Source organism: Streptomyces gilvosporeus (assembly GCF_002082195.1).
GTDB classification, from domain to species: Bacteria; Actinomycetota; Actinomycetes; order Streptomycetales; family Streptomycetaceae; genus Streptomyces; species Streptomyces gilvosporeus.
This window is the reverse complement of sequence record NZ_CP020569.1, coordinates 3,295,824-3,310,692: the sequence shown is the minus strand read 5'-3', so window position 1 is coordinate 3,310,692 and position 14,869 is coordinate 3,295,824. Positions and strand designations below refer to the sequence as shown.

Below are 14,869 nucleotides of genomic sequence, written 5' to 3'. Positions count from 1 at the left end.
CGGGCTGCTTCTCCTTAGCTGCCGCGGCGAGGGCCTGTAGTCGAGGCCGACCCCCTCCCCGCGGAGTTCGGTGTTGCGGAAAACCGCCCCGTCGGCCGTGCCCAATGGACACACGAGGAGCCCCACGCATCATGACGAATCCGTCGAGCCCCGCCGCCCATGCCGTCGGCCGTCGCACCCCCATCACGGCCGCGACCCAGCGGCAGCGCCCCTCCGGGATGCCGATCCACAAGTACGGCCGCTACGAGGCCGTCGAGATCCCCGACCGCACCTGGCCGGACAACCGCATCACGGTCGCGCCCCGCTGGCTGTCCACCGACCTGCGCGACGGCAACCAGGCACTGATCGACCCGATGTCGCCGGCCCGTAAGCGCGAGATGTTCGACCTCCTGGTGCGCATGGGCTACAAGGAGATCGAGGTCGGCTTCCCCTCCTCGGGCCAGACGGACTTCGACTTCGTCCGCTCCATCATCGAAGAGGGCGCGATCCCCGAGGACGTGACGATCTCCGTCCTGACCCAGGCCCGCGAAGAGCTGATCGAGCGCACCGTCGAGTCGCTGCGCGGCGCCCACAGCGCCACCGTGCACCTGTACAACGCCACCGCGCCGGTCTTCCGCCGGGTCGTCTTCCGCGGCTCGAAGGAGCAGGTCAAGCAGATCGCCGTGGACGGCACCCGGCTGGTGATGGAGTACGCCGACAAGCTGCTGGGCGACGAGACCGCCTTCGGCTACCAGTACAGCCCGGAGATCTTCACCGACACCGAGCTGGACTTCGCGCTGGAGGTCTGCGAGGGCGTGATGGACGTCTGGCAGCCCGAGGAGGGCCGCGAGATCATCCTGAACCTGCCCGCCACCGTCGAGCGCTCCACCCCCTCCACCCACGCCGACCGCTTCGAGTGGATGTCGCGCAACCTGTCGCGCCGCGAGCACGTCTGCCTGTCGGTCCACCCGCACAACGACCGCGGTACGGCCGTCGCGGCGGCCGAACTGGCGATCATGGCGGGCGCGGACCGGATCGAGGGCTGCCTGTTCGGCCAGGGCGAGCGCACCGGCAACGTCGACCTGGTGACGCTGGGCATGAACCTCTTCTCCCAGGGCGTCGACCCGCAGATCGACTTCTCCCAGATCGACGAGATCCGCCGCACGTCCGAGTACTGCAACCAGATGGAGATCCACCCGCGCCACCCCTACGCGGGCGATCTGGTCTACACCGCCTTCTCCGGCTCCCACCAGGACGCCATCAAGAAGGGCTTCGACGCGATGGAGGCCCAGGCGGCGTCCGTCGGCAAGACCGTCGACGAGATCGAGTGGGCCGTGCCGTACCTGCCCATCGACCCCAAGGACGTCGGCCGCTCCTACGAGGCCGTCATCCGCGTCAACTCGCAGTCGGGCAAGGGCGGTATCGCCTATGTCCTGAAGAACGACCACAAGCTGGACCTGCCGCGCCGGATGCAGATCGAGTTCTCCCGGATCATCCAGGAGAAGACCGACTCCGAGGGCGGCGAGGTCACCCCGGCCGACATCTGGGACGTCTTCCAGGACGAGTACCTGCCGACCCCGGACAACCCCTGGGGCCGTATCTCCCTGCGCTCCGCCCAGAATTCGACGACCAGCGACGGCACCGACGCGCTCACCGTCGAGGCCGTGGTCGACGGTACGGACACCGTCCTGACCGGCTCCGGCAACGGCCCGCTGGCCGCGTTCTTCGATGCGCTGCACGCCGTCGACGTGGACGTACGCCTGCTGGACTATGTCGAGCACACCATGAGCGAGGGCGCCGGCGCCCAGGCCGCCGCATACATCGAGTGCGCGATCGGCGACAAGGTGCTGTGGGGCGTCGGCATCGACGCCAACATCGTGCGCGCCTCCCTCAAGGCGGTCGTCTCGGCGGTCAACCGCTCGGCACGCTGACGCGGACGGGTTTGCGTAGCGCGCGCCCCTGTTGCCCGGCCGGGCGACAGGGGCGCCGTGCATGGTCGGCCGCCGGGTTCCGGGACCCGTCCGAGGGGCCGGCACGGGCCCCCGACCCCCTTCGTTCCGGCCAAGACCGCGGTCCGCGTCGGACGGCGTTGCCGCCGGTGACCGGGCGAACCACCGGTGAACGGGCCCCTGCCATCCGGCCAGTTGTCCGGTACGGGGTGCTGACGGCGCATCAACGATGTGGCTAACATCACGTCCCAAACGGGCGACGGGGCCGCGCATACGGAGGTCTGACGTGATGCACAAGATGTGTGTGATGGGCGTGCGCACGTCCTGGCGTACCGTCGCCGACGGCGAGTTCTTCTGTCCCGACTGCGGCGGGGACCGCAACTACCTCCGCCGCGCCGGCCGCCGCCGGCTCACCGTCCTCGGCATCCCCCTCCTCTCGCGCGGCGCCGCGGGCCCGGTCCTGGAGTGCTCCGCCTGCCACGGCCGCTTCGGCCTGGACGCACTGGACCACCCCACCACCGTCCGGCTCTCCGCGATGCTCCGGGACGCCGTCCACACCATGACCCTCGCCCTCCTCGCCGCCGGCGGCACCGCCTCCCGCGCCGTCCGCGACACCGCCGTCACCACCGTCCGCGCCTCCGGCTTCGCCGACTGCTCCGAAGACCAGCTGCTCACTCTCCTCGCCGCGCTCGCCGCCGACACCGGGCGGCTGACCGGCACCTACGACACGGTGACCGGCGGCGACTGCGGCCACCACGGCCTCGACCCGTGCGGCACCGCGCTGGCCATAGAGCTCCACGAGTCCCTGGAGCCACTGGCGCCCCATCTGGCGCCGGTGGGCCGCGAATCCCTCCTTCTCCAGGGCGCGCGGATCGCCCTCGCTGACGGCTCCTACACCCCCGCCGAACGCGAGGTCCTCACCACTGTCGGCGCCGCGCTGATGCTGCGCCCGGCGGACGTCAACCGGCTGCTGGCGGCGGCACGCACACCGTCGTGACGGGCCGCGGGGCGGGCGGTACGCCCCCTCACCGCAAGCGGCCGGCCGCTCGATGCAACCGAGCGGCCGGCCGTGGTGTTTCCCCTATGACAAAGGAAAGTGCCGCGGGGGAACGAGGTGGGGAAAAGTGATGGGACGAAGTGGGCGGATTCCGGTGCCGGTTCCGGCTTCTACGAGCCCTGCTCCGATACCGGGGTCAGCCTGACCGGGAGGGTCCGGTAGCCGCCGGAGATGAAGCCCTCGATGGGGACCAGCTCCTCGGTGGGGACGGCCAGTTCGAGGTCCGGGAAGCGGTCGAAGATCGCCGGCAGGGCGATCGCGGCCTCCATGCGGGCCAGCGGGGCGCCCAGGCAGCGGTGGACTCCGTAGCCGAAGGCGAGGTGTTCCTGGCCGGGGCGCTGGATGTCGAAGTCGGCGGCAGTGGCGCCATGCTGCTGGGGGTCGCGTCCGGCGGCCACATACGACGGCATGATCGCGTCGCCCTTGCGGATGGTCGGGCCGCCCGGGATCTCGATGTCCTCGACGGCGAAGCGCAGCGGGAGATTGGCGATGCTGGGGTCCCAGCGCAGGGTCTCCTCGATGACGTCGTTCCAGGAGGCCTTGCCGTTGCGGACCAGCGCCAGCTGCTCCGGGTGCGTCAGCAGCGCGTGCACCGCGTTGCCGATCAGGTCGACGGTCGTCTCGTGCCCGGCGACGATGACCAGCAGCAGGGTGTCGACGAGCTCCTGCTCGGTCATCCGCTCGCCGTCGTCGTCCCGCGCGGAGACCAGCAGGCTGGTGAGGTCGTCGTCCGGGGTCTCGCGCTTGATGGCGACGAGCTTGCCGAGCAGCGTATGGATGTCGACGGCCGTCTGACCGGCCTCTTCGGGGGTGAGCGTGGGGTCCATGATCGCATCGGAGAGGCGGGACAGCTCGCTCCGCATCTCACCGTCCGGTACGCCGAACAGTTCACAGATGACCTGCATGGGAAGGGGGTGGGCGAAGGACCCACGAAGGTCGACGACGTCACCGGCCGGGGTGGCGGCGAGCCGGTCCAGCAGCGCGGCGGTGATCCGCTCGACGCGCGGCAGCATCGCATCGGTGCGGCGCACGGTGAACGCCGGGGCGATCAGCTTGCGCAGCCGGCGGTGATCGGCGCCGTAGGCGGTGAACATGTTGGTAACGCCGACCCAGGTCTGGAGCCAGCTGTCGTGGTATTCGCCGCGCTGCCAGGCGGGCCAGTGCTGGCGCGGGTCCTTGGAGACGCGTGGGTCGGTCAGAAGGTCCTTGAGGAGGGAGTGATGGGTGATGGCCCAGGCATGGACGCCGGCGGGTATTTCTATGAGGACCGCGGGGCCTAGGTCGCGGAGGCGGGTCGCCTCTCCGTGGATATCGGCTCCGGTCGGGTCGATGACGACGGGCTGCTGTCCCATGGGGTAGCTCCTGCCTGATCGGGGGTGATGGGGGTGAAACGGGCCGGAAGAGCTGCGAGGGCTCGCTGGAAGGCGCCGGGGCGCCACTCCAACTGATGGGGTTCCACCGCGAGTTCGATGTCCGATAGCCATGCGGTGAGCCGCTCGATCGCGGTCATGGCGATCACCAGTGCATGTCGCTGGACGGGGCAGGCATGCGGTCCGGACGCCCAGGCCAGATGGGAGCCGCCGCCCGTACGGGTCTGGTCGAGCGTCGTCTCGCCGAACTGGCTGTTGGCGGCCGCGTAGGACACCAGGACCAGCTGTCCCTGGCGCACCCAGGTGCCGTGGAAGAAGACATCGCGGCGCGGGTAGTGGGCCGAGTAGTTGTGCATCGGCGGGTCGTTCCACAACACCTCGTTGATGGCGTCCCGTGCCGTGAGGGCGCCGCCGGAGAGGGTGCTGTAGTAACGGTCGTCGGACAACATCCGCGAGAGCGCGTTGCCTATGAGGTTGGCCAGCGGTTCGTTGCCCGCCGCCATCGTCACCACGATCTGCGGGATCACCTCCTCGTCGGACAGCCCGTTGGGGTGGTCCATGAACCAGGAGGTGAGGTCCGGTCCGCGGCGGGCCTTCTTCGCCCCGATCAGTTCCATGATGTAGCTGGTGAACGCCGCGTCGGCGGCGTTGGCCTCCTCGGGCGAGGCGGCGTCCATCAGTCCGCCGATGGCCGATATCAGCCGCTCGCCGTAGGAGTCCGGCATCCCGAAGAGGTCGTTGAACACCATCAGCGGCAGCAGCTGGGCGTACTCGCCGACGAGGTCGACCTCACCGTTGGCGCCGAATGCCTGGATGAGGGTGTCCGCCGCGTGCTGGACCTTGGCGCGCAGGATGTGCGGTTCGACGAGCTGGAAGCTGTCGGAGATGACCTGCCGGTAGCGCCGGTGTGTTTCGCCGTCGTTGAACAGGGCGTTGGGCCGGTAGCCCAGCATCGGGATGACCTGGGAGTCGGGCGCGATGGTCTTCTGCCACTCGCGGGAGTCCTTCGACCAGGTGGCGGTGTCGTTGAGCAGGTCGAGGGCGGCCCGGTAGTCGGTGACGAGCATGGCCGTCACGTCCGGGGCGATCTCGACCGGTGCGAGCGCACCGTACTGACGCAGGTAGTCGTAGTAGCGGTTCGGGTCGGCGGCGAACTCCGGTCCGTGCAGCTTGAGCAGAGCGGAGGGGTCGGGCCGGTCGAGCGGGTGCGCACGCTGCGACGGGCCGCCGTTGTCGGGCCCGTCGTCGAGGCCACCGTGGACGTGCGCCGGGCAGCCCGGCGGCGGGGTGGCACCGGAAGGGTGCGGGGTGGTCACGAATTCTCCTGGGACGGGGTGAGAGGCGGACGAGGACGAGGGTCGAAGACGAGTCAGGGGTGCGTTGTCGGGGTCGAGGCGGGCGGTGGGCGCTGGTGGGCGTTCGGGGCGGGGGAGGGGAGGCAGAGAACGACCGGGACCGGCAGGGCCTGCCCGGGGGTGACCCGGTCGTTGCGGGCCGTCGCGGGTGACGCGGCCGCGCTGCGCCGCACCGGTTCCGGCCCCCGTCCCCACCCCGCCCCCTGCGTGCCTGCGAGCCCATGCGTCCGTACGGGCTTGTGCCCCTACGCGTCCTACCCTCGATGGGGCCTGTGCGCGTACGAGACCTGCCCCCCGAGGGGACCTGTGCCCGTACGAGCACATGCGCACGCACAAGATCTGCGCCGAATTCGAGCCCATGCGTCCGTACGAGCTCGTACGGACACGGCTCCCCACGAAGGCCGGCCCCACGAAGGTTGGCCCCACGCACGCCGGCCCGGCCCACAGACCCTGCCGGGCCGTCGTGCCCTTAAGGCCCCTGCTGCGGTGTATGCGCCAGCACGTGCGAGACCAGGGAGATCAGGGCGTCGACGGACTGGTCGCGGTCGCGGGCGTCGCAGAGGACGAGGGGGGTGTCCGGGTGGAGGTCGAGCGCCTCGCGGAGTTTGTCGGTGTCGTACGTCGGGGCGTCGGGGAAGGCGTTGACCGCCACCGCATACCGCAGGCCGGCCTCCTCGATGATGTCCATCACCTCGAAGGAGTCCGACAGGCGGCGGGTGTCGGCGAGGACGAGGGCGCCCAGCGCACCCCGCGCGATGTCCGCCCACAGCGGGCGGAAACGCTTCTGCCCCGGCGTGCCGAAGAGATACAGCACCAGATCGCCCGGCAGCGTCAGCCGCCCGAAGTCGATCGCGACGGTGGTGGTGGTCTTGTCCCGTACTCCGGCGAGGTCGTCGACCACCGCGCCGGTCTGCGTCATGACCTCTTCGGTGTGCAGCGGCGGGGTTTCGGACAGCGTACGGATCAGCGTGGTCTTGCCGACCCCGAACGGCCCCGCGACCAGGAGTTTGACCAGTGTCTGGTCGGCACCGGAGAGGTACATGCCGCCGGTGCTAGGACTTGAGAGAGCGGAGTCCATCGAGAACCCTCTCCAGGATCTGCCGGTCGAATTGCTCGGCTTCGGGAATAGGGACACGGGCGAAGAGCCGCCCGGCATCGACGAGATCGGCCACCAGCACCTTCACCACGCTGACGGGCAGCTTGAGATGGGCGGCGACCTCCGCCAGAGACAGGGCCCCGGGCTGCAACAGCTCCAGGATGCGCCGTTCTTCGGGGCGCACCTCGCTGGTGATCGGCATCCCCGCGCTGTGCAGCAGGGAGAGCCGGTCGAGGGTGTTGCGGCTGGGGCGCGCACGACCGCCGGTGGCCAGATAGGCCGGCACCAGGCGCCTGTTGCTCTGGCGGGGCGTCATGCGGAGTTGCCTAGGTCCCGGGCCGGGCTGTTCATGACCTTGGCGCCGAGGGTCGACACCTGGACCTGCATATGGTGTGCGACGACGCCCATGTTGACCTCCGGCGCGGCGAAGACGGCCAGGCAGGTGTTCTCACCGGCGGGAATCGCGAAGACCCAGCCCTCCTCCGACTCGATCACGGTCTGCCGCAGCCGGGCGTCCTGCTGCTCGGTGAAGGCCGCGGTGACCGCCCGGCCGGCGCCCTGGAGCGCGGACATCATGGCCGCCACACCTTCGGCGGCGTCCCGCTGGAGCCCTGGCGAGGAGCCCTCGATGAAGCCGTCGCCGGAGATGACGGCTGCGTGGATAACATGCGGCAGCTCCAGTAGAGGCGCCAGCACCCAGGACTTGTCCTCGATGCTACGGCGGCGAGCGGGTGCGGGGGTGTTCATTACTGGGGGTTCCCTTCGGTACTGCGAGGGGGCTGTGACTGCTGCGCGGCGGCGCGGCCGGATTCGGTGCCCTGCTGGAGTGCGGCCCAGCGGGAGGCGGTCTCCTCCGGGGTGCGCTGCGGCGCGGTGCGCGGGGTGTTCTGGTCGAGCTCGGACATCGGCTGACGGCGGCGCCGGCGGGGAAGTTCGGGCTCACCACCACCGGCGGCGGCATCGGCGCCGGGGCCGTCACCGAATCCCGAGGCCGAACCGGCGGCTCCCGAGGCCGAACCGGCCGCGGAGTCGAATCCGGCACCGGCGGAATCGAACCCGGTGCGGGCGGAGTCGAATGCGGCATCCACGGCGTCGAACCCGGTACGGACGGCGTCGAAACCGGCGCCGAGGTCCGGGCCGCCACCGAGCTCCGAACCGCCGGCGGCCGGGGCCGAACCGGCGTCATGGGCGGCGGCGCCGTACGTCCCGCCGCCCAGCAGCTCCGCCGGGTCGGGCGCCGGTGCGGTGACGGGCGAGGGCGCGGGAGCCGGGGGCTGCGCCGCGGCGTGCCCCGGGTTGCGGGTCGGCAGCGTGCCCCGGTCCACCGCGGGGGACCGGTGCGGGGTCGGCGCCATCACGGACATCGGCTGGTGGCTCTCGTCGAGGACGGTCAGCAGGGGGTCGCCGGGGATGTACACGATCGCGCGGACACCTCCGTAGGGGGACGACTCGATGTGCACCCGGTAGCCGTACTGCCGCACCAGCTGGCCGGCCGCCGCGAACCCGGAACGCGGCGGGTCGCCGAGCTGGGTGAGCAGCAGCTGCTCGTCACCGGACAGCAGCTTCGCGGCGTGCGCCAGCTCCTCCTCGTGCATCCCGACGCCGTAGTCGTCGATGATGACGGAGGCGCCGCGGTTGCCCTGCTGGAGGGTGACGCTGACGGGCAGTTCCTGGTGCGAGTGGTGCAGGGCGTTGGCGAGCAGCTCGGTGACGGTGATCGCGACCGGCTCGACGGCACGGGCGACCACGGCGATCGGGTCGCGCAGCTGGTTGGTGATCTGGACGCGCTCGTAGCCGCGCAGCCGGGAGGTGGCGCCGACGACCAGTTCGGCCAGGTACGAGTCCTCGCGGGTCAGGCCGGGCCAGGCGCCGCACACCACACCGGTGGCCTGAATGCGCCGCAGCGCCTGCTCGTTGAGGAAGTCGGCGGAGAGCAGGTCCTGGGCGACGTTCGGGTCGTCGTAGCGGTGCTGCATGCCCTGGAGCTGGGTCTGGAGCTGGTAGAGCAGCGCCTGGATGGTGGTGGTGGCGCCCCGCAGCGTGGACTGGGCGGCGGCGTCGACCCGCTCGCGCTCCTTCGTCACGGCCTCGGCGATCTGCTCCAGCACCGCGCTCAGTGCCTGATCGGTCTCCGACCCGGCGAACCGGGTGTCCAGCAGTCCCCGTACGGGCACATGCGGATGCGCCAGCGCCAGGGTGAGGTCGGGAAGTCGGGCCCCCGCCAGATGCCGGATCTCGGCCTCGGTCGCCCGCAGCCGGGCCGTCAGCTCCGTATTGGCGTGCAACGAAGCGGAGTTCTGCTCCTCAGCGGTGCTGAGACGTTGCTTCAAGGCGGCGCTGTGCATCCTCGCGCGGGCCACAATCGCCGCGAGTACGACGGCGGCGGCCGTTCCAGCGCTGAGGCACCACAACAGCGCCTCGGGTATGGATGTCATCGGGATCCTCGGGTGGGGGAAGGTGACGGCCGGCGGTCCACAGCAATGTGTTCGCCGATCATCACGCGATGCTACCGGGGTCCTGACGTCCTGTGAGGCCCTCACCATGGCCTGCGTGAGAAATTCCGGAAGGTCGTGTTCCGCCATGTGTGGGTGGACGGGGATACGTTTCTGCCCCGCAGTCCGATGCGGACGGCGGGACCGGTGTGCGCTTTCGGCCGGTTCGTCAACTACTGTGCAGCGCACCGGACTTGACGGCCGCGACGAACCAGGCCCCACCCGTGGGCCGGGATGGCCGGGGCCGGTCCGTTCCCCGAATATGCCTCTTCCGTATAGCCCGTTGGCGGGGCGTCCCTGCACTCCATGAGCGTCGGTATTCGGCCCATGAAGGGCGTGGATCGCGCCCGTCCCGGCTTCGAAACGGGCGATGCGGGAGCCGGAGGCGGACGCCCGCTCCCCTGCCCGACCCGGATCGAGCCGGCCGCCGTCCGTCGACGCAGGCCGGCGCCAACCAGTCACCGAGAAGCTACGAACAGTGAAAGTCGGCGAAATCCCACCGGTGCAGGCCCGCCCGCGCCCATGCGCGAGAATGAGCGCATGAGTCTGTTCCGCGACGACGGCATCGTGCTGCGCACCCAGAAGCTGGGTGAGGCGGACCGGATCATCACGCTGCTCACCCGGGGGAACGGGCGGGTGCGGGCCGTGGCCCGGGGCGTGCGGCGGACGAAGTCGAAGTTCGGGGCGCGGCTGGAGCCGTTCTCGCATGTGGATGTGCAGTTCTTCGCGCGGGGCGGCGAGCTGATCGGGCGCGGGCTGCCCCTGTGCACGCAGAGCGAGACGATCGCGGCGTACGGCGGCGGGATCGTGACGGACTACGCCCGCTACACCGCCGGAACGGCGATGCTGGAGACGGCGGAGCGGTTCACCGATCACGAGGGCGAGCCGGCCGTGCAGCAGTATCTGCTGCTGGTGGGCGCGCTGCGCACGCTCTCGCGCGGTGAGCACGCGCCGCACCTCGTGCTGGACGCCTTCCTGCTGCGGTCCCTCGCCGTGAACGGTTATGCGCCAAGTTTCGACAGCTGTGCGCGCTGCGGAATGCCCGGCCCGAACCGGTTCTTCTCGGTCGCGTCCGGCGGTGTGATCTGCGGCGACTGCCGGGTGCCGGGCAGCGTCGTACCCTCCTCGGAGGCCATCGGCCTCCTGGGCGCGCTGCTGACCGGTGACTGGGAGACGGCCGATGCCTGTGAGGCGCGGCACGTCCGGGAAGGCAGCGGGCTGGTCGCGGCGTATTTGCAGTGGCACCTGGAGCGGGGTCTGCGCTCCCTCCGGTACGTAGAGCAGTAAGAGCAGAAGCAAGCAAGCAGTTCGGCAGAGGAGACGTGGGGCGCATGGCAGTACGCGGAATTCTGGGGCGTAAGCGACGCGAGTACGAGACGCCCGAGCCGCACCCGTCCGGTGCGCGTCCGCCGAAGATTCCCGGCGAGCTCGTCCCGAACCATGTGGCGATCGTGATGGACGGCAACGGCCGCTGGGCCAAGGAGCGCGGCCTGCCGCGGACCGAGGGGCACAAGGTCGGCGAGGGCGTCGTCCTCGATGTCCTCAAGGGCTGCATCGAAATGGGCGTGAAGAACCTTTCGCTCTACGCGTTCTCCACGGAGAACTGGAAGCGGTCGCCGGACGAGGTCCGCTTCCTGATGAACTTCAACCGGGACGTCATCCGCCGTCGCCGTGACGAGATGGATGCGCTGGGTATCCGCATCCGCTGGGTCGGGCGGATGCCGAAGCTGTGGAAGTCCGTCGTCCAGGAACTCCAGGTCGCCCAGGAGCAGACCAAGAACAACGACGCGATGACGCTGTATTTCTGCGTGAACTACGGCGGGCGCGCGGAGATCGCGGATGCGGCGGCGGCGATTGCGGCGGATGTGCGGGCCGGGAAGCTGGACCCGTCGAAGGTGAACGAGAAGACCGTTGCCAAGTACATGTACTACCCGGACATGCCGGATGTGGACCTCTTCGTCCGGCCGTCGGGCGAGCAGCGGACGTCGAATTACCTGATCTGGCAGAGCGCGTACGCCGAGATGGTCTTCCAGGACATTCTGTGGCCGGACTTCGACCGGCGGAACCTGTGGGAGGCGTGCCTGGAGTACGCGAAGCGGGACCGCCGGTTCGGCGGGGCGCAGCTGGACGAGGGCGAATCCGCGGTCTAGCCGTGCCAAGGGGCCGCCTCCCGAGTCGGGAGACGGCCCCTGAGGCGTACGCCCTGCCGCTATTCCGCGGCCTTGGCCTTCTTCTCCGCGCACTCCCCGCACGTGCCGAAGATCTCGATCGTGTGCCCGACATCGCGGAAGCCGTGCTCCGCGGCGATCTGGTCGGCCCACTTCTCGACCGCGGGGCCCTCGACCTCGACGGCCTTGCCGCAGGTCCGGCACACCAGGTGGTGATGGTGGTCGTCGGTGCTGCACCGGCGGTAGACGGCCTCGCCGTCGCTGGTGCGCAGCACGTCCACCTCGCCCGCGTCGGCGAGCGACTGGAGCGTCCGGTAGACGGTGGTCAGCCCCACCGAATCGCCCCGGTGCTTGAGCATGTCGTGGAGTTCCTGCGCGCTGCGGAACTCGTCGACCTCGTCGAGTGCGGCCGACACCGCGGTGCGCTGCCGCGTCGACCGGCCGCGTACCGGAGATCCCGCGCTCGTCGCCACCGTTGCCTCCCTAGGACGTCAGGATTTCCCCCGCTGCGCTTCCCCCGCGCTGCGTTCCGCCATTGTGCCAGGTGGCGAGCGGGCTCCAGGGAAGCCGCCGACACGTGGCCGGTAGCTAACCGGCCACGCTCACATCGTCGGCCGTCCGGCTGCCGGGTACCTCCAGGGTGCACCCCGCACCCGTCGCCGCGGCAGCCCTGGCGCGTTTTTTCGCCAGCGGAGCGGCGAGGGCGGTGAACACCACGAACAGGCCGATGGCGAAGAGGACGATGGTCGCGCCGGAGGGGACATCGGCGTAGTACGAGGTGGCGGTGCCGGTGAGGGTGACCGTCACACCGAGGGCGAGGGCCACCGCGAAGGTCATCGCGAAGCTGCGGCTGATCTGCTGGGCGGCCGCGACCGGGATCACCATCAGGGCGCTGACCAGCAGCAGGCCGACCACGCGCATGGCGACGGTGACGGTGACCGCGGCGGTGACCGCGACCAGGAGGTTCAGCAGCCGTACCGGCAGCCCCGTCACCCGGGCGAACTCCTCGTCCTGGCAGACCGCGAACAGTTGGCGGCGCAGCCCGACGGTGATCGCCAGGACCAGCGCGGCCAGGACGCAGATGGCGGTCATGTCCTGGGGGGAGACGGTGGTGATCGAGCCGAAGAGATAGCTGCTGAGGTTGGCGTTGGAGCCCGCGTCGGAGAGGTTCATCAGCATCACACCGCCCGCCATACCGCCGTAGAACAGCATGGCCAGGGCGAGATCGCCGCGGGTCCTGCCGTACCAGCGGATCAGCTCCATGACGACGGAGCCGGCGACGGCGACGGCGGTGGCGACCCAGACCGGGCTGGTGTTGAGCAGGAAGCCCAGGCCGACACCGGTGAGGGCGACATGGCCGATGCCGTCGCCCATCAGGGCCTGGCGGCGCTGGACGAGGTAGATGCCGATGGCCGGGGCGGTGATGCCGACGATCAGGGCGGCGAGCAGGGCCCGCTGCATGAAGGCGTAGTCGAGGATTTCCACGGTGGGCCCCTAGCTGAGCAGGCCGGTGCGGAGCGGCTCCGCGGCGGCATCGGCGTGCGGGTGGACATGGTCGTGGCCGGGCAGGGCGTGCTGTCCCACGGCCTCGGGGGGCGGGCCGTCGTGCACGACGCAGCCGTCGCGCAGCACCACGGCGCGGTCGATCAGCGGCTCCAGCGGGCCCAGCTCGTGCAGGACGAGCAGGACGGTGGCGCCGCGGGCGACCTGTTCGCGCAGGGCGCTCGCGAGGACCGCCTGGCTGACGAGGTCGACGCCGGCCATCGGCTCGTCCATGATCAGCAGTTCCGGTTCGCCCGCCAGGGCGCGGGCTATCAGCACCCGCTGGTGCTGGCCGCCGGAGAGCGCGCTGACGGAGTCCTTGGCGCGGTCCGCCATGCCCACCAGCTCCAGCGCACGGTGGACGGCGTCCCGGTCGGCGCGGCGCAGGATGCCCAGCTTCGTACGGGCCAGCCGGCCGGCGGTGACGACCTCGCGGACGGTGGCGGGCACGCCGCTGGAGGCGGTGGTGCGCTGGGGGACGTAGCCGATCCGGGCCCAGTCGCGGAACCGGCGGAATTCCGTACCGAAGAGGGACAGTTCGCCGCCGGTGAGCGGGACCTGGCCGATGACGGAGCGGACGGCGGTGGACTTGCCGGAGCCGTTGGCGCCGAGCAGGGCCACCACCTCGCCGGTGCGCACCGTCAGATCGACGCCGCGCAGGACGGGGCGGCCGCCCAGCGAGGCGGTGGCCGCGCGCAGCCCGATGACCGGCCCGCCCGCCCGGGGCGGGATGGCCTCTTCCCTGCTGACCGCCATGCTGACCTCCGTGGTGCTCTGCGTCGTGGGCCGTGCGCTGGGCGTCATTTGGCGCCCAGCGCCTTCTGGAGGGCGGCGAGGTTGGCGCGCATCACGCCGAAGTAGTCCTTGCCGCGGGACTTGCCGGTGATCCCCTCGAGCGGGTCGAGGACATCGGTCTTCAGATGCATGTCGCTCGCCAGGGTCTTGGCGGTGGCCGGGTTGGCGAGCGTCTCGAAGAAGACGGTGGAGACGTGGTGCCGGGCGGCGAGGGTGTGCAGATCCTTGATGCGGGCGGCGCTGGGCTCGGACTCGGGGTCGAGGCCGCTGATGGCCTCCTCGGTCAGGCCGTAGCGCTCGGCGAGGTAGCCGAAGGCCGCGTGGGTGGTGAGGAAGGTGTCGGAGGCCGTGTGCTTCAGGCCGTCCCGGAAGTCTTTGTCCAGGGCGTCCAGCTTCTTCACCAGGGCGTCGGTGTTCTTCTGGTAGTCGGCCCTGTGCTTCGGGTCGGCCTTGCCGAGGGTGGCGTTCACGCCCTTGGCGACCTGGGCGAACTTCACCGGGTCGAGCCAGATGTGCGGGTCGTTGCCGGCCCTCTCCTCGTCGCCGGTGTGGCCGGAGTGGTTGTCGCCGGTGGTGTGGTGGCGGCCGTCGACCTCGTTGCCGTGCCGTTCGAGGCCGGTGAGGGAGGCGGCGTCGACGACGTTCTTGACGCCGGACTGCGCGATCGCCGTGTCCACGGCGGGCTGGAGCCCCTTGAGGTAGACGATCGCGCCGGACTCGTCGAGCTGGCCGGTCTGCCGGGGTGTGAGCTCCAGGTCGTGCGGCTCGACACCGGGCCTGGTGAGGTTGGACACCTCGACGTGCTTGCCGCCGATCTGCTCGGCGAGGAACTGCATCGGGTAGAAGGACGCCGTCACCCGCAGCCTGCCGTCCGCCGTACGCGCGCCACCGGCGGGGGAACAGGCGGAGAGGGTCAGCAGACCGGCCACCGAGGCTCCGGCGATGACCGCGGTGGACAGGGAACGACGTATGTTCATGACAGTCATTTTCAACAAGCTGGAAATGATTGTCAATATGGTGTGCCCGGGTGTGAGCGGGGCGACAGCGGACGGCCGGAACCGATTTG

Annotated in this window: 14 protein-coding genes; 4 read left to right on the top strand and 10 right to left on the bottom strand. The window is 70.4% G+C overall.

Annotated features, from left to right (window positions below; genetic code table 11):
- Window positions 1-131: 131 nt before the first annotated feature.
- Both leuA and B1H19_RS14635 read left to right on the top strand, forming a co-directional pair.
- Window positions 132-1,910 carry a 2-isopropylmalate synthase gene (gene leuA, locus B1H19_RS14640; protein WP_107425987.1) on the top strand — a complete coding sequence of 593 codons (1,779 nt, stop codon included), beginning with the start codon at window positions 132-134 and terminating at the stop codon, window positions 1,908-1,910.
- Window positions 1,911-2,217: 307 nt separating this feature from the next.
- Entirely contained in the window at window positions 2,218-2,925 is a 708-nt protein-coding gene (locus B1H19_RS14635; protein ID WP_083105166.1) for a TerB family tellurite resistance protein, read from the top strand.
- Window positions 2,926-3,095: 170 nt separating this feature from the next.
- Here the strand turns inward: B1H19_RS14635 and B1H19_RS14630 are convergent, their stop codons facing one another.
- The 6 genes from B1H19_RS14630 to B1H19_RS14605 all read right to left on the bottom strand — a co-directional run bounded on the left by B1H19_RS14630 (window position 3,096) and on the right by B1H19_RS14605 (window position 9,241).
- Window positions 3,096-4,337 (bottom strand): cytochrome P450 family protein, encoded by a 1,242-nt coding sequence (locus B1H19_RS14630; RefSeq protein ID WP_083105165.1) that lies wholly within the window; start codon window positions 4,335-4,337, stop codon window positions 3,096-3,098.
- Window positions 4,262-5,671, bottom strand: coding sequence for a cytochrome P450 (locus B1H19_RS14625; protein WP_107425985.1), 1,410 nt, complete (start codon window positions 5,669-5,671; stop codon window positions 4,262-4,264). Before B1H19_RS14625 ends, B1H19_RS14630 begins: the two co-directional genes overlap by 76 nt.
- Window positions 5,672-6,179: 508 nt before the next feature.
- Window positions 6,180-6,752: a GTP-binding protein gene (locus B1H19_RS14620; protein WP_083105164.1), complete on the bottom strand. Its 573-nt coding sequence runs from the start codon at window positions 6,750-6,752 to the stop codon at window positions 6,180-6,182.
- A gap of 10 nt (window positions 6,753-6,762) precedes the next feature.
- Window positions 6,763-7,122, bottom strand: coding sequence for a DUF742 domain-containing protein (locus B1H19_RS14615; RefSeq protein ID WP_083105163.1), 360 nt, complete (start codon window positions 7,120-7,122; stop codon window positions 6,763-6,765).
- Window positions 7,119-7,553 (bottom strand): roadblock/LC7 domain-containing protein, encoded by a 435-nt coding sequence (locus tag B1H19_RS14610; RefSeq protein ID WP_083105162.1) that lies wholly within the window; start codon window positions 7,551-7,553, stop codon window positions 7,119-7,121. Before B1H19_RS14610 ends, B1H19_RS14615 begins: the two co-directional genes overlap by 4 nt.
- Window positions 7,553-9,241, bottom strand: coding sequence for an ATP-binding protein (locus B1H19_RS14605; RefSeq protein WP_237289307.1), 1,689 nt, complete (start codon window positions 9,239-9,241; stop codon window positions 7,553-7,555). The genes B1H19_RS14610 and B1H19_RS14605 overlap by 1 nt, the downstream gene beginning before the upstream one ends.
- Before the next feature lie 597 nt (window positions 9,242-9,838).
- Between B1H19_RS14605 and recO the strand changes: the two genes are divergently transcribed.
- The gene (gene recO, locus B1H19_RS14600; RefSeq protein WP_044363845.1) at window positions 9,839-10,585 is read left to right on the top strand and encodes a DNA repair protein RecO; all 747 of its coding nucleotides are present in this window, start codon (window positions 9,839-9,841) and stop codon (window positions 10,583-10,585) included.
- 44 nt (window positions 10,586-10,629) lie between these two features.
- Complete coding sequence (locus B1H19_RS14595; RefSeq protein ID WP_083105161.1) at window positions 10,630-11,448, top strand: isoprenyl transferase; 819 nt, start codon at window positions 10,630-10,632, stop codon at window positions 11,446-11,448.
- 59 nt (window positions 11,449-11,507) lie between these two features.
- Here the strand turns inward: B1H19_RS14595 and B1H19_RS14590 are convergent, their stop codons facing one another.
- From B1H19_RS14590 to B1H19_RS14575, 4 genes are all read right to left on the bottom strand, one after another.
- Window positions 11,508-11,939, bottom strand: coding sequence for a Fur family transcriptional regulator (locus tag B1H19_RS14590; RefSeq protein WP_083105160.1), 432 nt, complete (start codon window positions 11,937-11,939; stop codon window positions 11,508-11,510).
- A gap of 115 nt (window positions 11,940-12,054) precedes the next feature.
- On the bottom strand, window positions 12,055-12,927 hold the full coding sequence (locus B1H19_RS14585; protein WP_083109643.1) for a metal ABC transporter permease: 873 nt from the start codon (window positions 12,925-12,927) through the stop codon (window positions 12,055-12,057).
- A 33-nt stretch (window positions 12,928-12,960) separates the two neighbouring features.
- On the bottom strand, window positions 12,961-13,764 hold the full coding sequence (locus tag B1H19_RS14580) for a metal ABC transporter ATP-binding protein (protein WP_083105159.1): 804 nt from the start codon (window positions 13,762-13,764) through the stop codon (window positions 12,961-12,963).
- Window positions 13,765-13,808: 44 nt separating this feature from the next.
- Complete coding sequence (locus B1H19_RS14575; protein ID WP_083105158.1) at window positions 13,809-14,780, bottom strand: metal ABC transporter substrate-binding protein; 972 nt, start codon at window positions 14,778-14,780, stop codon at window positions 13,809-13,811.
- Between the last annotated feature and the right edge of the window lie 89 nt (window positions 14,781-14,869).